Origin of the sequence: Acetobacter sp. (genome assembly GCF_047723915.1) — a bacterium.
Classification (GTDB): domain Bacteria; phylum Pseudomonadota; class Alphaproteobacteria; order Acetobacterales; family Acetobacteraceae; genus Acetobacter.
In genome coordinates, this window is the sequence record NZ_JBDOBQ010000039.1 from 1 (window position 1) to 22,215 (window position 22,215).

Sequence of the window (22,215 nt, forward strand, 5' to 3'; positions counted from 1 at the left end):
CCGAAAGGCCATGCCATGCCCCACGCCCCCACCCGCCAGACGACCTACCCCATCGCCCCGTTCATTCAGGACCGGTGGTCCCCCCGCAGTTTCCAGAACGCCCCGATCACGGAACACGACCTGCTGGCCATTCTCGAAGCCGGGCGCTGGGCGCCTTCGGCCTATAACGCCCAGCCCTGGCGTTTTCTTTACGCGTTGCAGGGCACGCCAGACTGGCACCGGTTCCTGTCCTGGCTGATCCCGTTCAACCAGTCCTGGGCGGAAACGGCATCCGCCCTCGTGTTCGTGGCGTCGCGCACGGTTACGCTGTCCAGCAAGACGGGTGAGCCCGTACCGGCCCCCACCCATGCGTTCGACGCCGGGGCGGCCTCCGTGCTGATCCAGTTGCAGGCCAACCAGCATGGCTGGGCCACCCACCCTGTCAGCGGATTCGACAAGGATATTGCGCAGGCCGGGCTTGAACTGCCCGAGGACTACGCCCTGCACGCCGCCATCGTCATTGGCCGCCAGGGCGAACCCGCCGCCCTGCCAGAAGGCCTGCGTGAGCGCGAAGCGCCGTCCGAGCGCGTATCTCTGGGCGATATCGCCTTTGCAGGGCGGTTCAAGGGCGTCTGACACCCTGCCCCCACTCACCTGCCAGCGCGGGTGGGTGGGGCCTGTGGCATGGCGACGGGGTGCGCCGTCATGCCGGCCGCCGTTACGCCAGATCGCGCAGCTTGGGTTCGCGTTCCCAGTGGCGGGTCATGCCTGTAGCCGCGAACGCCTCCAGCGGCACCACGCCCGCATCTTTTTCCACCCCCGCCCTGTCGAGCAGAACCTGCGTGCCCTTGCAGTGGGCTATGGTCTTGCAATGGGCATAGGCGGACATGAACCAGTCCACCGCCGCACTGTCATGGGTCAGCTTTTCGGCCATGTCCGGTGTCAGGACCGAGGCCACGGCGTCGAACAGCACCGACGGCGAACCCGCAAGCTGGCCGTCCGCCTTGATGGTCCCGCCCTTGAGAATAACACTCCCCACCTTGGGCGCTACCACAAACGGCGTGCCGCCGGCGTGCAGAACGCTCTCACGCAACTGGTTGACCTGAGCGAGATCCGAACCTTCGGCCACCAGAATACCCAGCGTGCGACCCGCCATGGTGTCCAGCGCCTGTTTCTGGATCGACAGCCGGTCCGAAACCGGCAGGTCCACCGGTTCCTTCGCGGGTTTTGCCTTTTCGGGCAGGTCCACGGCAAGGCCCGCCGCCACGCGCTGGGCCAGCGATTCATCCACATTGCGCAACTGCGACAGCACCCGCCCGCGCACATGCTCAAGCCCGACCTTGGACAGTTCGAACACAAGGGCCGAGGCAATATGCGCGCGCTCGTTCCGGGTCTGCGACCGGTAGAACAGACGTGGCTGACTGTAATGGTCGGCAAAACTTTCTGGGCGGACACGCAGTTTTCCTGACGGGTCGTTACGCTCGGTGTCGGGGGCGAAAGTGGCAAAGCCTGTCGCGGGGCAGGCGCGCGGGCCGCCGTTTTCCCCCGCCTGGGCCAGGCTGTTGGGTTCGTAATTGGCGCGGCCCGTCGGCACCAGTGTCTGCATCATGCCGTCGCGCTGGAAATTGTGGAACGGGCATTTGGGCGCGTTAACCGGGATCTGATGAAAATTGGTGGTTCCCAGACGGGATTTCTGCGTATCGAGGTAGGAGAACAGCCGCCCCTGCAACAGCGGGTCGTTCGTGAAGTCGATGCCCGGTATCACGTTCGAGGGCATGAACGCGACCTGTTCGGTTTCGGCAAAGAAATTGTCCACGTTCCGGTTCAGCGTCATGCGGCCGATAATCTCTACCGGCACCTCTTCCTCGGGAATGAGCTTTGTTGCATCCAGCACGTCGTATGGCTGGCGGGCGGCCCAGTCCTCGTCGAACACCTGTACGCCAAAATCCCATGCCGGGTAATGGCCCTGCTCTATGGCCTCGAACAGATCGCGACGGTGGAAGTCATTATCCGCGCCGGAAATCCTGACGGCCTCATCCCAGATCAGGGATTGCAGGCCGAGCACGGGTTTCCAGTGAAATTTCACGAAATGGCCGCGCCCGTCCCCGTTGACGAAACGGAAGGTATGCACGCCAAAACCTTCGATCATGCGAAACGAACGCGGAATACCCCGGTCCGACATGGCCCACATGACCGTATGCAGGGTTTCGGGCATAAGCCCCACAAAGTCCCAGAACGTGTCATGGGCCGACGCCGCCTGCGGATAACCCCGGTCGGCCTCCATTTTCACGCTGTGCACGAGATCGGGGAACTTGATCGCGTCCTGAATGAAAAAAACCGGAATATTGTTGCCGACCAGATCCCAGTTCCCGGCATCGGTATAGAACTTGACCGCAAAACCGCGCACGTCACGCGGGGTATCGACAGAACCGGCACCCCCCGCCACCGTGGAAAACCGCGTAAAGACCGGGCAGGTATTACCCACTTTCTGAAAAATCGAGGCCTGCGTCAGATGCGGAATGGCCTTGGTGCATTCGAACACCCCATGCGCCCCCGACCCGCGCGCATGCACAATGCGTTCGGGAATACGTTCATGGTCGAAATGGAAGATTTTTTCACGAAGAATAAAATCTTCGAGCAATGTGGGGCCCCGTGCGCCAGCCTTGAGCGAGTTTTCGTTATCGGCAATACGATGGCCGAAATTGTCGGTCAGGTGGGCAACGCCATCGCTATGATCGTGACCGCTTTCCACCGACTGGTGCAACTCCCCCCCCGCGCCCAGCGTGTCGGTGGTGGGGAACTGGCCCGCACCCGGCGCATGATCGTAAAGACTGTTCCTATGCGCGGGGGACGGTATTTTCCGGTCTGCCATGATGCCTCGCCGTGTCAGGGTTGGGGGCCTGAACCGCAGCAGCACATGGCGCGGAGCAACTCATGCCCGGTACTGGGCCTAAACGCCCAATACCTGCCATAAGTCTAAAAATCGCAAAAACGTGATCGCCCTGTTTGAACACGGGCACAAAAAACAGGGCACAGATGTTCAGACTGTTCGGGACTTTGCAAGGCTAAGCCCGGCACAATCGTGCAGGTGCGTCATGTCCGGCAAAACCGGAGTGTCACATTGCCTCAACATCACCGACAGCTCCCCAGTCGGACAACAGCGCTGGCAGAGACTGCCCGGCAGAAACTGCGCGGTCATGCGCCTGCGACCCTATGCCCCGTCTACGCTGCCCGATGCCATAGCACCCCCCAACCCGTCCAGCAGCGGGCGCAGGGTCTGTGCGTCGGGCCGCCAGCGCCGGACGGAACTGCGATAGATCGGCCGCCTGACCTGCTCCAGGCTGGATGTTCTGACCGGACGGGCCGATTTGTCGAAGTGCAGGCAGGCGTCGTTCCACGGCAGGCCGCAATATGCGATAATCCGCCGGGCACTGGTTTCCAGATCCTCCACCACGTCCTCGTAGCGGACATCCAGCATGGTGCCTGCGGGCAGCACGGCGCGCCAATGCGCCATCATGTCCTGATAATGGCTGTAGCGGCGGCCCAGTTCCCCCAGATCGAAGGTGAAGTCCAGCCCCTCGAACGGAATGGAAAAACACGACAGGCATGTCTCGACCGGATCGCGGACCGTATGAATGATGCGCGCCCGGGGCCAGAGCTGATGGATCAGCCCGATGAACAGGTAATTCTCCAGCGTCTTGTTGCAGATGCGCCGGGGCGGGGCTTCCCCCTGCCAGTCGATCACCTGGGCCTTCAGCCGCTGGAGGTAATCCTCCGCCATGAACTGGCGTTCGGCCTCGCTCAGGCAGTCCAGCGGAGCCAGGTTTTTCCATGCCGGAAAATGCGCCGCCCCGTCGCGGAACGTATGGGACAGGGCCGCAATCTCGCCCGCGCCGTACACATCGGGGTGGCTGGACAGGATCTGCTCGACCAGGGTCGAGCCCGAACGCGGCATGCCGACAATAAACACCGGGCAGTCCGAACCATGGCCGCTGCGGGCAACGACCTCGATCGCCTGGGCGGAGAACCGCTCGCGGATACGCTGCATGATCCCGAACATGCGGTTTTCGTCATAGTCTATGCCGCGCCGCCGCAGGGCATTACCTTTGAGAAGATGCCCGAACCCGTTCTCATGCTGCCCGATATCGGCCAGCGCCTTGCCAAGCGCGAAGTGCAGGTCCACCTGCTCCGGCACGGGCAGGGTGTCCGCTTTCGCGGCCAGAGCGCGCAGGGCCAGCAGAGCCGGGTCGTCCGCGGTAAAATGTGTAATGCGGATCAGCCCGGCATAGGAATCCAGCCGGTCGGGGGCCAGGGCGATCGCCTTGCGGAACGCCTGACGCGCCGCCTCGATCTGGCCTGTCTCGCGCAGGACGCGACCCAGCGCGACGTGGGATGGGGCATCGTCCGGCCGCAGGGTCGCGGCCTGTTGCAGGTGGGCAAGGGCCTGCGGATAATGGCCCCGGTCGTGCAGCAGTTCCCCCATTTTGATATGGGCGGCATGGCTCGCCGGATCATGGGCAAGCACGGCGGCAAACGCGGCCGCGGCCTCATCCTCCCGGCCGAGTTCAGCCAGCACGATCCCCAGGTTCAGCCCCACCGGCGCATAATCGGGCGCGATCTCCACAGCGCCCCGGAACCGGGCCAGGGCATCCTCTTTCCGGCCGACTGCGTAAAGAGCCTTGCCCAGTGCGTTCAGGGCTACAACATCCGTCGCGTTCCGCTCCAGTTCGGCACCGTGGCGGGTCATGTCGTCCAGAACCCTGTCAAGCCGCACAATGGCGCGGAACTGCGCAAGGGCACCCGCGCGGTCGCCCTGCTGTTCAAGGGCTGTAGCCAGATTGACATGCGCGGGCCGAAAATCGGGCCGCAGCACCACAGCCTTGCGAAAGGCAGACACAGCCTGCCCGACATGCCCGGCACGCAGCAGGGCCAGCCCGAAGCTGTTCAGCACCTCGGGATTTTCGGGCATGGCGGGTGGCGGGTGCGTGGCGGCAGTCTGATCCAAAATATCCACGCTCCCGGCCTGTTTCCACACTACAGCAACCCCGAAAGTAGGATGCCCGGCCTGATAAGACAATCGCCATACTGCATGCCCGGCAACCATGCAGGGTAACAATGGGGGCGAAAACGGCGAACGCAAACGGGCATGAGAACGGAGGCAAGAGCGCTCTGCGGGGCTGCGCCAGACTGGCATAGGGCCAGCATTCACGCCGGTATTCAGGCCAGTATCCCTGTCCGTATTCAGGCCGGCATTCGGAGCAGTATTCCATGCAATATTCCATGCAGTACCGGCCGCGATATCCGGACCGGTATCGGACCCTGTATCAGAGCCACTACAAGGCCGAGTAAAGGGCCGCTATCGGGCCATGCCGGGCAACGGGCATTGCAGGGCGCATCTGGCGCGCCATGGCCATGAACGCCAGCCCCGCACCAGCGTTCCAGCCTTCGGGGGCAAAACCGCACGGACCGGTGAGGACGCGCCGGTGCGGGAGCATGCTACAGTCACTCCAGTCGCCAGCCACTTTGCGAAACCGGGCCCGAAAGAGCGAAAAGGACCAGCACACATGATCGAAATGATGATCGAACAGCGCCGCAGCAGCCTTGGCGGGGGGCTGGAAGTCGGGCGTGTTCTGCCTTTCGCGCGGCGGCGCATGGTGGGGCCGTTCATTTTTTTCGACCATATGGGCCCGCTCGACCTGGCCGCCGGGGTCGACCGCAGCGTTGACGTGCGCCCGCACCCGCATATTGGCCTGTCCACCGTGACCTATCTTTTCAGCGGCGAGATCATGCACCGCGACAGCCTTGGCACAGAGCAGGCGATCCGCCCGCAGGAGGTCAACTGGATGACAGCGGGGCGCGGCATCACGCATAGCGAACGCTTCGAGAAAGCGCGCGCCGTGGGGGACCACCTGCACGGTATCCAGGCGTGGGTCGCCCTGCCTTTGGGGGATGAGGAAACCGCGCCCTCCTTCTCGCACCATGACGGCGACGACCTGCCCCACTGGAACGCAAACGGCGTGCACGGGCAGGTTATCGCGGGGGATGCCTATGGCCTGCGGGCCGCGGCGCGCACCCATTCGCCGCTGTTTTACGTCCATCTGGACCTGGAGGCCGGAGCCCGGGCCGAAATTCCCGCACAGTACCGCGAACGCGCGCTCTATATCGCCCAGGGCGCGGTGGAGATCGACGGCGTGCGATACACGGCGGGGCGCATGCTTGTTCTAGGGCCGGATGTGTCATGGTTCCGGGCGGTGGAACCCACAACCGCCATGGTGCTGGGGGGCGAGCCGGTGGGGGAGCGGTTCCTGTTCTGGAACTTTGTCAGTTCCAGCAAGGAGCGGCTGGCCGAAGCGGCGGCGGACTGGCAGGCAGGGCGCATGAAACTGCCCGACGCGGACCATGACGAGTTCATTCCCCTGCCCGCGACCGACCCCGCCCCGCCGCCCATGTCGTAAAATGCGCCGGGCGCGCACCCGGCGCAGCACCGGCCAGCACCTTCTGGCCCGTAATGTCTAGCCCGTACTGTCTGGCCCGCACCTTCCGCCCCCGAGGCGGCCAGAAGGCCAGAACACGCCCCTGCCCCGCCCGGCGGGGGAGGACCGATGCACGCCCCCATAAACGGCTCATGCACGGCCACAGGGTGCAGGCAACCACGGGTGGACCCACGCCACCGCTCACGCCTCTGGTCACATCACTCGCCACATCACTGGTTTCACGCTGGTCCCCACCCGGGCCACACGTAAACCGCACAGAGACCACACGGACCCGCCCCGAGCCGCCGCAGCCGCAGCCGCAGGCACACCGGCCCCTACCCCGCGAACGCGCCCGAACCAAGGGTGACCTCTATGGTATGGGTGGCGCCGTCATCCACCATCTCCGGCGCGGAATAGGCTGGCAGGGGCCTGCCGTCCATCGTCATGCGGCCCACGCCCCGGCAGACATGTTCAGGGTTGCTCACCCGCACGACATAGGTGGCGCTGCGCCACCGCAGGGTCACTTCATAACCCGGCCAGTCACGCGGAATGCACGGGTTGATCAGCAGCCGTGCCCCCTGTACGCGAACGCCCAGAATGGTTTCCACCCCGACGCGCTGCATCCACCCGGCAGACCCCGTGTACCACGACCAGCCCCCCCGGCCCACATGGGGCGGACAGGAATAGATATCGGCTGCGACCACATAGGGTTCCAGCCGGTAACGGGCCGCGTCCCGGGCGGTGGTGGCGTGGTTGATCGGGTTGAGCGTCTGGAACAGCGCATGCGCCCGCTCCCCGTCACCCAGAGCCGCCGTGGCCATGACGGTCCACAAAGCGGCATGGGTGTACTGGCCGCCATTTTCGCGGATACCGGGCGGATACCCCCGGATATAGCCCGGGTCCGGCTCCATGGTGTTGAACGGCGGGGTCAGCACAAGCACAAGCCCATCGGCCGCGCGCACCAGCCGCGCCATGACCGAGCGCATGGCATGTTCCGCCCGTTCCATGGGTGCCACACCCGACAGCACCGCCCATGACTGGGAAATGGCGTCGATCTGGCATTCCTGCGCGCGGTGCGTGCCCAGCGGCGTGCCGTCGTCAAAATAGGCGCGCAGGTACCAGTCTCCGTCCCAGGTGTTTTCCAGCGCCACGGCCAGGGCCTGCGCATGGGTCTGCCACGCCTGCGCCCGCCCCTGTTCGCCCCGGGCCCGGGCAATGGGGATAAAGGCCGTCAGCGCCACATGCAGGAACCAGCCCAGCCATACGCTCTCGCCCCGCCCCTGTTCGCCCACGCGGTTCATGCCGTCGTTCCAGTCCCCCGTGCCCATGAACGGCAGGCCATGCGCGCCAACCGCCAGGCTGCGGTCCAGTGCGCGGGCGCAGTGCTCGAACAAAGACCCGCTTTCGGCCGAGATCGCAGGCACCATGAAACGGTCATGCTCGGTCATGGGCAGCGGCGGCGCCTGCAGGAAGGCAAGCGGTTCATCCAGTACGCCGGTATCGCCCGTGGTGTTGACGTAATGCGCCACCGTATAGGCCAGCCATGCGCAGTCATCGGCAATATGGGTGCGCACGCCCGCCCCGGTCTGGGGCAGCCACCAGTGCTGCACGTCGCCCTCCACAAACTGGCGCGAGGCCGCGCGCAGCAGGTGCGCCCGCACAAGGTCCGGGCGTGACTGGACAAGGGCCATGCCGTCCTGCAACTGGTCGCGAAAGCCATAGGCCCCGCTGGCCTGGTAAAAGCCCGCCCGCGCCAGCACGCGACTGGCCAGCGTCTGGTACAGCAGCCAGCCATTGAGCATGATATCCATGGCGCGATCGGGCGTGCGGACCTGGATGGAGCCTGTCACCGTATCCCACTGGCGGATCACATCCTCCAGCACCGTATCCAGATCGGCTTCGCGGTACCGGGCCACCAGGCGGCGGGCGTCGTCCTCGTTCTCGCCCTCGCCCAGCAGGAACACGACTTCCGCCGTGCCGCCGGGGGGCAGGGTCAGAACCGTCTGCACCGCGCCGCACGGGTCCAGCCCCGACCCGGTGCGGCCCTGCACGCCATTGCCACGGGCAAAGGCGGCGGGGTGGTCCAGCGTGCCGTTGCGCCCGATAAAGGCCGTGCGGTCGCCCGAACTGGCGGTTACGGCCCCGCCGATATCGGCAAAGGCCACACGGCTGTCGTAATGGGTGTTCCAGCGATTGCGCGCGAACAGCGTGCCACGCTCCTCGTCCAGTTCGGTGCGGACAAAAGGGGCCGCCGTACTGCGCGCGGGCCCCAGCACCCACTCCACATACGCCGTGACAGACAGCGTGCGCGGCTGGTCCGACAGGTTACGAAGCTGGATGCGTGTGATCTTGACCGGGTCCGCCACGGGCACATACTGCAACACCCGGCTGGACACGCCATGCGCCACCCGGTCCAGCCAGCTATAGCCCCGCCCATGGCAGGCGACATAGGTGGCCGCGCGTTCGCGCCGCACGGCGGCGGTGGGGCACCACAGGGTGCTGGACTGCTCGTCACGCAGGTAAACGACCTCGCCCGCGCGGTTGCTGACCGGGTCGTTCGACCACGGGGTAATCTGGTGTTCGCGGCTGTTGCCCGACCAGGTATAGCCGCACCCTTCGGCCGAGACCTGAAAGCCGAAGCGTTCATTGGCAATGACATTGATCCAGGGTGCGGGCGTCTGCTGCCCCGGCCCGAGCACCACCATGTACTCCTGCCCGTCGCGGGCAAAACCGCCATGACCGTTGAAAAACTCCAGTTCAGGCACGGATGGTGCAAAAAAGCGTTCCGCCATGGGCCGCGCCGTGCCCCGTACCTGGGCCACGCGCCGTGGCAGCGTACCTTCCGCCTGGTCGAGCTGGTCCGCCAGGCCCTGGTCGGCCAGCAGCACCACACGCGCCACGGACACGATCAGGTCGTGCACGACGGGGCTGAGCAGGTCCGTGCGCAGCACCCGTACCGACCCCGCACTGCCCCCCGCGCGCGGGATGGAATGCACAAGCTGGTCCAGCGAGGTCTGCAAATCCTGAAGGTAGGAGGTGGGATGTTCGTTCAGGATGACAAAATCCACCGCCAGTTGCTTGAGGCGGAAATATTCATGCGCGTGCAGCAGCATGCGCACGATATCGACATTGGCGTTTTCCCTGATCCGCACCACCAGAAGCGGCAGGTCGCCCGAAATACCCTGTTCCCACAAGAGGGGTTGCGGCCCGGCCCCCTTGCCGATCAGGGTCGAACCGGCCCGCAGGGTGGGCCCGGCATAAAGCAGGTGCCCCGCCAGCCGCTGGAACAGGTCGGCCGTGGTGGGGGTAATGTCGAGGTGGCGCAACTGCACCTGCGCCTGTGTCCAGGCAAGGGTGCGCACGCGGTCTATGGCGGCGTGCGTGCGATGCGTGTCGATCATGTCCAGCAGGGCGGCCCGGGTGGGGGCGGCCATGGTCCAGAACGTGACACGCGCCACAGCACCCGGGCGGATGACAAGCGGCGCGCGAATGGCAAAAACCGGGTCCAGCACGGTGCCGGTCCGCCCCGACAGGGAGCCTTCGCCCATAACCGCGTCGGGCTGGCACAGATCGCCCCCGCGCCCGATAAAACTGGCGCGGTCGGTCTCGACCTCGATCGCGGTTTCGCACACCGCCATGTGCGCCACCCAGATTTCCGGCTCATCCGGGGTGCGGCGGCGGCGTGTCGCGACCAGCGCGCGCGCGGCGGGCAGGTATTCGGTCTGCACGAAAAGCTTGGTAAAGGCCGGGTGCGCCAGATCCGCCCCCTGCGCCAGAAGGGCAAGTTCGGCGTAGGATGTCACGTCGATTTCGAGCATGTCGCTGCCGGTGTTGAACAGCGAAAGCTGCCGGGCCTCGGCATCGTCCTCGGCGGAGACGAAAATTTCCAGCGTCGTGGTCAGTGTCCCGTCCTGGCGGGCGAACTCGGCCCGGTCCTCGTGAAAGACCACGGCGTAATCGTCCGGCGGGGTCAGGCAGGGTTGCACGCCCACGGAAAAGACACGACCCGTCCGCCTGTTTTTCAGATACAGGTAGGACCCGTAATCGTCCCGCGTCATGTCCTCGCGCCAGCGGGTGACGGCAAGGCCGTTCCAGCGACTGTAGCCAGACCCCGCCGCCGTCAGCATGACCGTGTAGCGCCCGTTGGACAGCAGATGCGTGACCGGCTGGGGCGTGTCCGCCCGGTCGAGGTAACGCCCCGCAGGCGCGCTGACGGTGGCCACCGCAGGGTGCGCGTCATCCTCGGACGGGAGGGGCCGGGCGACAGCCCCCGTGCGGGGGGCGCGTTCCTGCAACAGAAGCTCGGCCGAGGCAATGACCGGATCGGTGTGGAAACGCGCGCGCATGATCCCGTTCATGACCGCATCCGCCACGGAAAGAATGGACATGCCCTGATGGTGCGCCATATAGGCCCGCACAAGCGCCACCGTCTTGCGGTCGGGCACACGCGCGGGCGTGTAGTCCAGCGCCTCGTACAATCCGTAACGACCCAGCGCGCCGGTTTTTTCCAGCGCGTACAGATTGGCCACGGCCTTCTGCGGGTCCACCATGGCGGCCAGCAGGGTGGCATAGGGGGCCACCACCGTATCCAGCCCCAGCCCGCGCTTGAGCCCCAGACCCGGAATACCGAAATTGGAATACTGGTAGGTATAATCGAGATCGCGCACGTTATAGGCCGATTCCGAAATACCCCACGGAATATCGCGCGCCTGCCCGTAGGCAATCTGGCGCTGCACGATAAGCGCGTTGGTCTGTTCCAGCAGGCTGCCCGCCGGTGCGCGCATGACCAGCGACGGCATGAGATATTCGAACATCGACCCCGACCACGACACCAGCGCCGCACCCGAGCCCACCGGCGTGATCGAGCGCCCCAGCCGGAACCAGTCATGGGCGGGCATATCGCCCTTGGCGATGGCGAAAAACACCGCCAGCCGCGCCTCCGACGCCAGCAGGTCGTAGCAGTTGGTGTCCTGCGCATCCTCCGCCACCCGGTAGCCGATGGACAGCAGCTTGCGCGACGGGTTGCACAGGAACCCGAAATCCATTTCCAGCGCCAGGGTTCTGGCCTTGTGCGCGACCGTCAGCAGCCGGGGGATGAGGGCTGCGTGCAACGTGGTGTCGAAATCGCGCAAATGGCTTTCCAGCGCGCGCAGGGGGGCCGCCGCCCAGAACAGCCTGTCGGCAATGCGTTCGTTCGCCGCATCGGTTTCGGGCGGGTGCAGGCGGGCAACATGTGCGGCAATTTCGCCGGCGTGGCGGTGCAGGGCCTCCAGTTCGGCCACCGACCGCGCGGCCGACGCCGCCAGCACAGCCTTTTTCAGCCCGATCAGCCGCCGCAGCAACTGCCGTTCCTCCGCGGTCTGGGCCAGGCGCGCGCCGTTATGAAATGTCAGGTCGGTAATGGCAATGTTCAGGATATCGACAAGGCCTTCGCGCCATGTGGCGGTTTCTGTCCGCTCCTCGCACCATTGCTGGCAGGCGCTGGCCAGCGCGATCAGATGCCCGGCCAGGTTGCCGCTATCCACGCTGGATACATAGACCGGCTCCAGCGGTTCGAGGGTGGCGGTTGCGTACCAGTTGTAAAAATGCCCCCTGTAGCGCTGCATGGTCTCCAGTGTCGCGAACGTGGCTTCCAGCCGGTCTATGGTGTCTGCCAGCCCCACCCAGCCGAAATCGCGCGCACTGACGGTGCAGAGCAGATACAGGCCGATATTGGTGGGTGACGTACGCCGCGCCACGACGGGGGATGGATCTTCCTGAAAATTGTCGGGCGGCAGCATATGGTCGGACTGGGTGGTAAAAGTCTCGAAAAACCGCCAGGTGCGGCGCGCGGTCATGCGCAGGATACGGATATCCGTGCGGGACGGACGCGACCGCGCGGCAATGACGGGCGTGCGGCTGGCCCACATGGCAATGGCAGGCGACAGGCACCATACAATGGCCACCGGCGCCGCCAGCAGCAGGTTCCACGGCGTGGCCCACAGGCCCACCCCCAGTGTCACGCCCCCCGCCAGCAGCGGCGCGGGCAGCATGCGCCCGTAATACCCCCCAACCCCCGAACGCAGCAGTCCCGCGATCTGGGCCGCGGGCACCCATTGCAGCATGTTCCGCCGGGTTACAAAAACACGCGCCAGCGTGCGCATGATCGCATCCGCCATCAGAAAAGCCTGATGGGCCAGAAAGGCGATGTTGAGAAATGTCATGACCGCGGCCTCGGCACTGGCGGCGCCCACAACGCTCAGGTAACTGCGCAGGGTTATCCATTCGCGGCGGGGAACGAGGTCGGGCACCACGGGCAGGAACGCGGGCACGGCAATGGCCAGCAGCACGAAGCATGTCCAGATCACGGCCGCATGGGGGGGCATGAACCACCCCACGGCCAGTGTCAGCAGGCAGAACGGCATGCATAACGTGCGGCGCAGGTTGTCCAGCATTTTCCACAGCGCAATGCCCGAAAGCCGTTCCCGCGCGGAGACCCTGCCCGGCACAAGACTTGCCAGAACCCAGGGCAGAAGCTGCCAGTCGCCCCGTGTCCAGCGGTGCAGTCTTTGTGCCGCAACCAGGTAATCGGTCGGGAACTCCTCCACCACCTCCACATCCGTCGCAAGGCCCGCGCGGGCGAAAATGCCCTCGAACAGGTCATGGCTGAGCAGGGTGGATTCGGGCACGCGCTGCGCAAGGGCGGCCTCGAACGCGTCGATATCGTAAATACCCTTGCCCGCGTAAGACCCTTCGCCGAACATGTCCTGGTACAGGTCGGATACGGCGGCGGAATATGCATCGATCCCGCTTGCGCTGGCAAAAATACGCTGGAACAGCGTGCTCTTGTGCCCCACCGGCAGCGATGGCGTAACCCGGGGCTGGAGAATGGCATAGCCTTCGCGCACCCGGCCCGATACGGCGTCGAACGCCGGAGCGTTGAGCGGATGCGCCATCTTGCCCACCAGACGGCTGACGGTCTCCAGCGGCAGGCGGGTGTCCGCATCCAGGGTGATGACGTATTTCACATCCTGCGGCAGCGGGTCGGACTGGGCCAGAAAAGTCGTGTCCGGCGCCCCGCGCAGCAGGCGGTTGAGTTCATGCAGCTTGCCGCGCTTGCGTTCCCACCCCATCCACACCTGTTCGCTCTCGCACCAGACCCGGCGGCGGTGCAGCAGGTAAAACCGCATGCCCCCGGGGGCAGGGCCGTATTTGTCGTTCAGAGCCTGCACACCGGCCTGCGCCAGGGCCAGCAGGTAGTGGTCCTCGGGCGCGTCGGGGCCGTTATGGTCGGCCCAGTCGCTCAAAAGCGCGAAATGCACCGCGTCATCCCGGGCGGCAAGGCAATGCACCTCAAGCCGGGCCAGCAGGGACTGCACCGTTTCCTCCGATGTCAGGAGCACGGGCACCACCACCATGGTACGCAAAGATGGCGGAATTCCTTCAAGAAATTCCAGGCCCGGCAGGGCTGTCGGGTGCAGCGCCTCAAGGGCAAGCCGGTTCACGCAGGCAACCGCGGCCTCTGACACAGGAATGAACCCCAGCACGGCCAGCAGCCACGCGGCATTGCCGATCATGTCGAAGGAAAGCCAGAACGGCAGGGCCAGCAGCAGCGCGCTCAGCACAGTGACAACCACGCTGTAAGCGGCAATGCCGCAGGCACAGAACCCGCGCACCAGCCAGCGCGAGAACGCCGGGCGGAACCCGATCATGGCCTCGAGCGCCGGGCGACCGGCCATAAGCAGATAATAGCCCGGATCGCTACGGCGCGGGTCGTGCGGGTCGAGAGCCTGCGCCTTGCGCGCCATCGACACGCTCAGTTCCGCGATTGCAAGCTCGGTCTGCGTGCTCCCGCGTGAGAGATCCTCGATGGCCTTGTGGTACAGGTCCCGGCTGGCGAAATCGGTATGGGTAAAACTGTCGTAGCCCGCAAACACCCGGTTGATGAGACAGACCCTGTCAAACGCCTCCGTCCAGTCCAGTTCCGCGATCAGGCGCAGGCTGGTAATGATATTGCGTACCGTGGCGTTGAACGCCCCCTGTTCCTGCAGGTCCTCGCGCACGGTGCTGTCGATGGACGCCCCCCGTTCGGCAAGGCGGTGTTCCAGCCAGAGCAGGGCGGGGTCTTTTTCCGGGTCCAGACCGCGTGAACGGTAGGCAAGCTGGGCTGTGAACGCCCCGTCCAGACAGGCAGGGTCGACCGTGGCCAGGAACGGCGGGATGGCGTTATGCCTGTCCTTGCGAAAACTGTCGAGCCTGTCGGCCAGTCTGTCGGCTTCGCGCCTGCTGGCATTGGTGTGCATGATCGCCCCCACCACGCGCCGCAGGTTCTCGATCAGCACGATCCGCAACGTGATCGGCACGGCCCAGACCTCGCCAATGGTCAGGGGGGTCACGCTCTGGTAGGCGAGCAGGTAATTATACAGCACATCGGGCTGGATATTGCTGTCCGTGTGGGCGACCAGCGCCCACGTTACCCCGAATACCCTGGGCAGGCCCGCAAATGGTCCGTTGGCCAGCTTGGGCAGGCGGGCATAATAGCCCTGCGGCAGGTCCAGCCCGGTTTCGCGGATCTGCATGTCTACAAGGGAATAATTGTCCGCAAGCCACTGGGCGGCGGGGGTCAGCTGCCGCCCCGCCAGCATGGCCTGTGAAATTTTCTCATCCGCCATGCGCAGAAAAGCGCCGTTCTGTGCAAGGCGTTTCGATAACGGGTTCCCGCTCCCACCCGGGCGGGACGTAACGGTCTGGGCGGCGGCAAGGCTTTTTGCGTGCGCCTCCAGCCGCTCCATGCCGAAAATTTCGGCCCGCAGGGGCGCCATATCGTCACGCCATGCCGCCTGCGCCGCATGTCGGCCCGTCATGCGGCGCAACCAGTCGCGCCACCCCTCACCTGCCGCGCGGTCACCCCGCGCAGATACGGTTGCGTTCGCATCCATTCCCGGCTCCAGATCGGTGCGAACCCAGTCCCGTTGCACCGCTTTTTTTCGGCGATGGCCTATTTACGGAACAGGCTGGTCCGTGGGCCCGGCCCGCAGGCGGACAGCCTGCGCAACAGGGGCGGCAGGTCGTCCACCGGGGGTGGAGCGGTCATGCCCAGACCTGCCTGTGGCAGAAAAAATCTGTTACCAGCTTTGTTTTTCTCATCCTCCACGATCGGTCGGGACATTTTTTCTGCCCCGGGAGAGAGAGTATGGCCAGTCATGGCCGATTTCTGAGAAGTACCCATTGCTGTTCTCCTTGGGTGCGACATATGGGAACAGGGCGATACCGACCGGCATACCGGGGTTGAAGTCACGGCCCTGCCGCTACAGGCTCCACCGGTTTTGCTGTCGGTCTTTTATGAACGTGAAAGCTGCGGTGGCGTTGCACATTTATTTTACCGGTCGCGGCAATACCGATCTCTTTCTCCCTCCCGTGGTAGCCGCCATGCCCGGTGCACCCGTGCAAAGCTGCGCCCATACGGGGCACACACGTCACACACCGGTCACGCACGGGCCAGGCACAGGCAGGCCACAGGAAAAAACAGCACGCATGCGGCCTAACGCCGCGCGGCCTGTGCGGCGCTGTACAGGCCGTCTCTCTGCCGGCCACCCAGCGCCCCGGCAACACAGGCGATAAACGCCCCCACCAGCATGGAAAAAAACGTATAGAGCGCGAAGGAAGACGCCGCCTTGCGCGTAAGGTCCATGATATGTCTGGCTTTTGCCACCGCATCTTTTCCGGCGGCGATTGCCTGGTCCACCCGGTTCGCGGCGTCCTGCGCGGAAAGACCCGTGCGGGCGGCTACCACCTGGCTGAGATACTCATGATCGCCCGCGGGCAAGGGGCCGACTGCCGCCTGTGCGAGAATACGCGCCACTTCGGCCCGCGCGTCCTGCGGGGTGGCGTTCTCGGGCTGGGTGCTGCGCAACAGGGTATCGAGCACGATTTCCATCTGGCCCGTTCCGGGGCGGGGCAGGCCCTGTCCCCCGGCCTGACCCCCGACCTGATCGGCAGCCTGACCGGCAGCTTGGCTGGCGGTTGCGGCGGCATGCCTGGCAACACCATGCAAAACCGTTCCCACACCCGACCCGGCCAGCCCCACCACCACCACGGCCGCGACCGCCCAGGCCACAAACCCTGCCGCCGTATCGCGGAACTCGACCTCACGCCGCGCGCCACCCGTGGCGCAATGCAGGCGACCTGCCAGATACCCGCCAAAAAAAGAAGCGATCCACTGCACCACGATCAGCCAGATGGCCATGACCACGGTAAATGCAAGGCCCGAAGGGTTATTGTCCGCAATGGGGGACACCCACGCCAGACCCAGCCCCGAACCAAGGGCTGCGAGCATGATGGCCATGGCGGTCGCGACAGTAGCGCCCCCCAGAACGGCCCCCCACGACAGTCCCGCACAAGGCGGGACAGCAGCCTTATCCTGCGTATCAAGCGTCATGGCACGTCTTCTTTCAATGGTAGAAAAGAAAAAGAAGAATAATGATGGGAATGGGAACGCCGAGCAGCCAGAGCAGTATGGGCATGGAACACTCCTTACATAGGGGATTGTTCCAACGTCTTGCCTGCCATGAAGTTCGCGCGCCTGACCGAACTTCCCCCCATGCGGCACAGATGGCATGGGCACGGCCTGTGAAAGAGAGAAATTTCAAATACCCGGCAACTCTTTCCCGAAAAGGACGTAACCTTTGCAGGCCGCAGGCAGACACCCAGGGGGCGCATGCGGCCCGAGAACGGGTTTACCGGCCCGCACAGGGCGCACGCCCCCCGCAGGGCAGGTAGAATCCCGAAACGTTCCAGTAAGACCGATGAAAAATATACAGACGGGCCATATGGCTTTCGTGACCCGGTTTACAGGAAAGGGTTTTGTCATGACGAACAGGAAATCTCTGTCCGATGCGTTTTATGAAACGTTGAAGGATATTTATTTCGCTGAAAAGCAGATTCTCAAATCGCTCAGGAAAGCGATGGCCGCGGCTCAGGCGCCGGATCTCAAACAGGCGTTCGAGACCCATGCCAACGAGACCGCCACCCATGTGGAACGGCTGAACAAGGTGTTCGGGCTGATCGGCAAGACCGCGCGGGCCAAGACCTGCGACGCCATGCAGGGCATTCTGGCCGAAATGGAGGAAAATGCCGAAGCGTTCGGCAAAACCGAAGCATCGGACGCGGTTCTTATCAGTTCCGCCCAGACCATCGAACATTACGAAATTGCCCGCTATGGCACGCTCAGGACATGGGCGGCCGAACTCGGGCTTGACGATGTGGAAAAACTGCTGGCCGAAACACTGGAAGAAGAAAAACGCACCGACGCCCTGCTAAGCGCGATCGCCGAGCGCGAAAGCAACCCCAGGGCGTTGCAGATGGCATGATACGCACCGCATGACGCGGCGGGGACAAGACGGGGCTGTACGCGTTACAGACGTACCGGGCGGGCCGGATCAGGCCTTGCGCAGAAACTCGGCCTTGAGCCGGTAGCCGCCCGCCTCCACCGCGTGATCACCCGCGCCGATGCGGATGTTCTTGATCTTGGTGCCCACTTTCAGCGTTGTGGAAGACCCTTTGACTTTCAGGTCCTTGATGACAACGACCGTATCGCCATCGGTCAGGGCCACCCCGTTGGCGTCACGCACGATGTCCTCGGCCAGAGCGGTTTCGGTCTGGGCGGTGTCGGCCACGTCGGCCGGCCATTCATAGCCACAGGTGTCGCAGACGTGGTTCGCCCCTTCGATATGGGTTTCGTCCAGGGTGCATTGCGGGCAGATGACAGGTGTTGTGTTCATGCGCGTGATTTAAACCCATGCAGGCTGGCGCACAATCCCCCCACCCCGCCATACCCTGTCTGGCACGGATGCCGGGACCGGCCTTTGTAAAACATCCGCCCTGCTGCCGCATGACAACCATGACAGGCCCGCCAGCGCCCGGCCTCGGGCACCGGGCACCGGGCGGCGCATTGTCCGGGACGGGGGGTCAGACCTCGAAAAGATCTTTATGGGTGCGCGGCTGGCAGCGCAGGTACTGGTTCGGCGCCCTGACATGCCCACCCAGATGCGCCGCCGCATGCCATGGCCAGCGCGGGTCGTACAAAATAGTGCGAGCAAGGGCGATCAGGTCCGCATCCCCGTTCGCCACAATGGCTTCGGCCTGTTCGAAACCGGTAATCAGCCCCACCGCCACCACCGGCAAGGTAGTGGCCTGTTTGACCGCACGGGCCAGCGGTACCTGATAGCCCGGGGCTACCGGAATATCCTGCCGGGGGCTCAGCCCCCCGCTTGAGACATGAATGGCGTCGCACCCCCGGGCCTGCAGCACCTGCGCCAGCGCAACGGTCTGCTCGATATCCCACCCGCCGGGCACCCAGTCCGTGCCCGACACCCTTACGGACACCGGACCGGTATGGAATACGTCACGCACGGCATCGAATACCTCAAGCACGAAGCGCATGCGGTTTTCGAGCGATCCGCCATAGGCGTCGTCCCGCCGGTTCGACAGGGGGGACAGGAACTGGTGCAGCAGGTAGCCATGGGCCGCGTGCAGTTGCACGGCATCGAGCCCGAGGGCTGCCGCGCGGCGGGCGGCGGCGACAAACGCCGCGCGCACCCTGCCCATGCCCTCCCGGTCCAGCGCCATGGGGCTGGCATCCGTAGTCTGGTAGGGCGCGGTGGACGGGGCCACGGTCTGCCACCCCTGCGCGCCGCCGGGGGGAATATGGCCCCCGCCTTTCCACGGCACCTCGCACGAGGCCTTACGCCCGGCATGCGACAACTGCACCGCGATTTTGATATCGGACGCAAGGCGCACCCCCTCCAGCACGCGGCGCATGGCGGCCTCCGTCCCGTCGTCCCACAGGCCGACATCGCCGTAGGTGATCCGGCCTTCGGGCAGCACGGCCGTGGCCTCGATCGTCAGCAGCCCCGCCCCCGACAGGGCGAGCGAGCCCAAATGGATGAGGTGCCAGTCCGTCATCCGGCCATCCGTGGCCGAATACTGGCACATCGGGGCGATGACAATGCGGTTGGGCAGGGTCAGCGCCCTGAATGTGGTCGGCTGAAAAAGAACAGGCCCACTCATGACGGTCCCTTTCGTGACTGCGCGGGCGGCACCCACCCGATCCGATCGTGGGTAAAGCCGGCCTGCCACGGCAGTCCGTGGTTGATGGTACAAGGCCCGGCCCCGTGGGCCTGCGGGAGCCGGAACAGTAACAGGGTGGTCACGCGCCGGGAACAGGCCGGTGACCGACCCGTGGCGTGCGCGGTCACGATCCGCTAACACCACGGCGCACAAACGCCCCGGGAGACGAAAGGTTAGAGTGCGCCCTCAAGAACGCGGCGGCTGACATCAAGGCTGACCTCCGCGCGTTCGCCCAGTGCGGTCATGCCATGGGCGTCCAGCTGGGCGATCAGCCCGTCGATCGCATCCGCCCCGATCGTGTAGGCGGACAGGCGGGTGGGAATATCCAGACTTTCGAAAAATGCCTCGGTCTTGGCGATGGCGGTCTCGATCCGGGTGTCCTCGTCACCGTCATGCAGGTTCCACACGCGCCGGGCGTACTGGAGCAGCTTGCCGCGCTTGGCCGCCTTGCGGATACGCAGCATGGACGGCAGCACGACGGCCAGCGTGCGCGCGTGATCGATATCGTACCGCGCCGTCAGTTCGTGGCCGATCATGTGCGTGGCCCAGTCCTGCGGCACGCCAGCCCCGATCAGCCCGTTAAGGGCGAGTGTCGCGATCCACATGAAATTGGCGCGCAGGTCGTAATTATCGGGCTCGGCAATGACCTTCGGGCCGATTTCGATCAGGCTGACCAGCAGGCTTTCGGCAAAACGGTCCTGGGCCATGCCGCCTGCCGGGTAGGTCAGGTACTGTTCCATGATATGCACGAACGCATCCACCACCCCGTTGGCCACCTGCCGCAGCGGCAGGGAATAGGTTTTGGTGGGGTCCAGCACGGAAAAACGCGGAAACACAAGCTGGTTGCCAAAGGCCAGTTTCTCGCGCGTCTGCCTGCGCGTGATCACGCTGCCGCAGTTCATTTCCGACCCCGTGGCGGGCAGGGTCAGCACGGTGCCGTAGGGCAGCGCCGCCGTCACGCACGCCCCGCGTGTGGTCATGATATCCCACGCATCGCCCTCGTACGCGACGGCGGCAGCCACGAACTTGGTGCCGTCGATAACCGAGCCACCACCCACCGCCAGCAAGAAGTCAAGCTTTTCGCGGCGGATGGTCTCGACCGCGCGCATCAGGGTCTCGTAAGTCGGATTGGCTTCGATCCCGCCGAATTCGTGGACCATGCGGCCATCCAGTGCGGCCCGGACCTCGGCCAGGGTGCCGTTCTTTTCCGCGCTGGACCCGCCATACAGAATGAGCAGGCGCGCATCCGCCGGCACCTGTTCGGCCAGTTTCGCGACCATGCCCTGACCGAAAAGAATCCGGGTGGGGTTATAGAACTCGAAATTCTGCATGTTCAACGCTCCTTGCTCAATCATACCCAACCGCGCGCCCAGGTCGAACGCCACGGGCGGCTGCGCCATGCGACGCCGCCTTTCATAACCCACCCATTCACGCGGATGGCGCGGGTGGCAACACCGCTGGCGTCGTCGGCACGGCCTGTGCCGTACCTGTGGTGTATACGAACGGGGGCCGGTCCCAGTAGGCGGTCCTGCCGAACCGTTCGGCCATAAAGGCAACAAAGCACCTGACCTTTGGCGCGACAACCTTCTTGGGTGGGTAGACAGCCCATATCGCCCGTTCAGGCCCGGGGGCGAGCAGCCAGTCCCACTGGGGCAGCACGCCGACCAGACGGTGCGCGTGCAGATCCGCCGCCACCAGCCAGGTGGGCAGCAACGCAATACCCAGCCCGCCAAGGGTCGCGTCGCGCAGGGTTTCGGAATCATTGGCGCGCAGGCATCCGTCCACGGCAATTTCGCGCACTGCCGTATCGGGCTTGCCACGGGACGTGTCATCAAGCACGCCCCGAAGTGTACCACGGACCGGATCACGGGGCCGGTAATACCACGCATCGGCCGGTTGCAGGGCAAAACGCAGGCAGGAATGCTGTGCCAGCGCGGCGGGGGAGGCGGGCATGGGGTGGGCTGCAAGATAGTCGGGGCTTGCGACAAGCACACGCCGCTGCGACGCCAGACGCCTTGCGATCAGGGTCGAATCCACCAGTGCACCAATGCGTATGGCCACGTCCGCGCCACTTTCGATCAGGTCCACCGTGGTGTCTGTCAGGGTGGCATCCAGCCGGATATCGGGGTAGGTGGCCAGAAAGTCGCGCATATGGGGCATGACATGCCGCCTGCCGAAAACGCGCGGAATATTGATGCGCAGCACACCCCGGGGCGTGCTGTTCAGCATGGATGTGTCGGCGCGCGCCTGATCGAGGTCGAGCAGAATCCGGCTGGCCCGCGCATGGAACGTCCTGCCAGCCTCTGTCAGGGTCAGGCCCCGGGTAGAGCGGTTGAACAGTGCCGCCCCCAAATCGGCCTCCAGCGCGCTGACATAGCGCGACAGGGTGGAAACCTTCGTGCCCGTCTGGGCCGCAACGCGGGAAAAGCTCCGGACCTCCGCCGCCCGGACAAAAGCCCGCATTGCCGCCAGGTAATCCATGCGCTGGGCCTTTCCCTGCCGTAAGCGGTTTTGCACCGACCACCCGTCAGTACCAACGCCGCCGCCATCCTTCAAGGGCGGGAGCGGGCATGGTCCATCAACAACAGGAGCGCAGATACCCAGGCAGGCAGGCAGGCAGGCAGGCAGGCAGGCAGGCAGGCAGGCAGGCAGGCAG

13 protein-coding genes are annotated in these 22,215 nt (G+C 64.9%); 3 read left to right on the plus strand and 10 right to left on the minus strand.

From position 1 onward, the window contains the following. Positions 1-15: 15 nt before the first annotated feature. Entirely contained in the window at positions 16-615 is a 600-nt protein-coding gene (locus ABF990_RS13945) for a nitroreductase family protein (protein ID WP_415506652.1), read from the plus strand. An 82-nt stretch (positions 616-697) separates the two neighbouring features. Here ABF990_RS13945 and ABF990_RS13950 read toward each other — a convergent pair whose 3' ends face one another. From ABF990_RS13950 to ABF990_RS13960, 3 genes are all read right to left on the minus strand, one after another. Next, positions 698-2,851: a catalase gene (locus ABF990_RS13950; RefSeq protein WP_415500898.1), complete on the minus strand. Its 2,154-nt coding sequence runs from the start codon at positions 2,849-2,851 to the stop codon at positions 698-700. A gap of 339 nt (positions 2,852-3,190) precedes the next feature. Beyond that, entirely contained in the window at positions 3,191-4,993 is a 1,803-nt protein-coding gene (locus tag ABF990_RS13955; RefSeq protein WP_415500897.1) for a sulfotransferase, read from the minus strand. A gap of 319 nt (positions 4,994-5,312) precedes the next feature. Continuing rightward, on the minus strand, positions 5,313-5,474 hold the full coding sequence (locus ABF990_RS13960; RefSeq protein WP_415500896.1) for a hypothetical protein: 162 nt from the start codon (positions 5,472-5,474) through the stop codon (positions 5,313-5,315). Between the two features lie 69 nt (positions 5,475-5,543). On the opposite strand from ABF990_RS13960, the gene ABF990_RS13965 reads away from it, so the two are divergent. Then, positions 5,544-6,434, plus strand: coding sequence for a pirin family protein (locus tag ABF990_RS13965; protein ID WP_415500895.1), 891 nt, complete (start codon positions 5,544-5,546; stop codon positions 6,432-6,434). Positions 6,435-6,787: 353 nt separating this feature from the next. Here ABF990_RS13965 and ABF990_RS13970 read toward each other — a convergent pair whose 3' ends face one another. The 3 genes from ABF990_RS13970 to ABF990_RS13980 all read right to left on the minus strand — a co-directional run bounded on the left by ABF990_RS13970 (position 6,788) and on the right by ABF990_RS13980 (position 16,869). Continuing rightward, a complete protein-coding gene (locus ABF990_RS13970) occupies positions 6,788-15,370 on the minus strand; it encodes a GH36-type glycosyl hydrolase domain-containing protein (protein ID WP_415506651.1) in 8,583 nt (2,860 codons plus the stop codon). 59 nt (positions 15,371-15,429) lie between these two features. Continuing rightward, entirely contained in the window at positions 15,430-15,660 is a 231-nt protein-coding gene (locus ABF990_RS13975; protein WP_415500165.1) for a hypothetical protein, read from the minus strand. Between the two features lie 312 nt (positions 15,661-15,972). After that, entirely contained in the window at positions 15,973-16,869 is an 897-nt protein-coding gene (locus tag ABF990_RS13980; protein ID WP_415500166.1) for a hypothetical protein, read from the minus strand. A 430-nt stretch (positions 16,870-17,299) separates the two neighbouring features. On the opposite strand from ABF990_RS13980, the gene ABF990_RS13985 reads away from it, so the two are divergent. Continuing rightward, the gene (locus tag ABF990_RS13985; protein WP_415500167.1) at positions 17,300-17,800 is read left to right on the plus strand and encodes a ferritin-like domain-containing protein; all 501 of its coding nucleotides are present in this window, start codon (positions 17,300-17,302) and stop codon (positions 17,798-17,800) included. Positions 17,801-17,869: 69 nt separating this feature from the next. On the opposite strand, the gene ABF990_RS13990 is transcribed toward ABF990_RS13985, so the two are convergent. The 4 genes from ABF990_RS13990 to ABF990_RS14005 form a co-directional block, all read right to left on the minus strand. Beyond that, complete coding sequence (locus tag ABF990_RS13990; RefSeq protein ID WP_415500168.1) at positions 17,870-18,211, minus strand: zinc ribbon domain-containing protein YjdM; 342 nt, start codon at positions 18,209-18,211, stop codon at positions 17,870-17,872. Between the two features lie 187 nt (positions 18,212-18,398). Then, positions 18,399-19,499: an NADH:flavin oxidoreductase/NADH oxidase gene (locus ABF990_RS13995; RefSeq protein ID WP_415500169.1), complete on the minus strand. Its 1,101-nt coding sequence runs from the start codon at positions 19,497-19,499 to the stop codon at positions 18,399-18,401. Between the two features lie 233 nt (positions 19,500-19,732). Next, positions 19,733-20,890 carry an iron-containing alcohol dehydrogenase gene (locus tag ABF990_RS14000; RefSeq protein WP_415500199.1) on the minus strand — a complete coding sequence of 386 codons (1,158 nt, stop codon included), beginning with the start codon at positions 20,888-20,890 and terminating at the stop codon, positions 19,733-19,735. Positions 20,891-20,987: 97 nt separating this feature from the next. Further along, positions 20,988-22,040, minus strand: a complete 1,053-nt coding sequence (locus ABF990_RS14005) for a LysR substrate-binding domain-containing protein (RefSeq protein WP_415500170.1) — start codon at positions 22,038-22,040, stop codon at positions 20,988-20,990. Positions 22,041-22,215 lie beyond the last annotated feature (175 nt).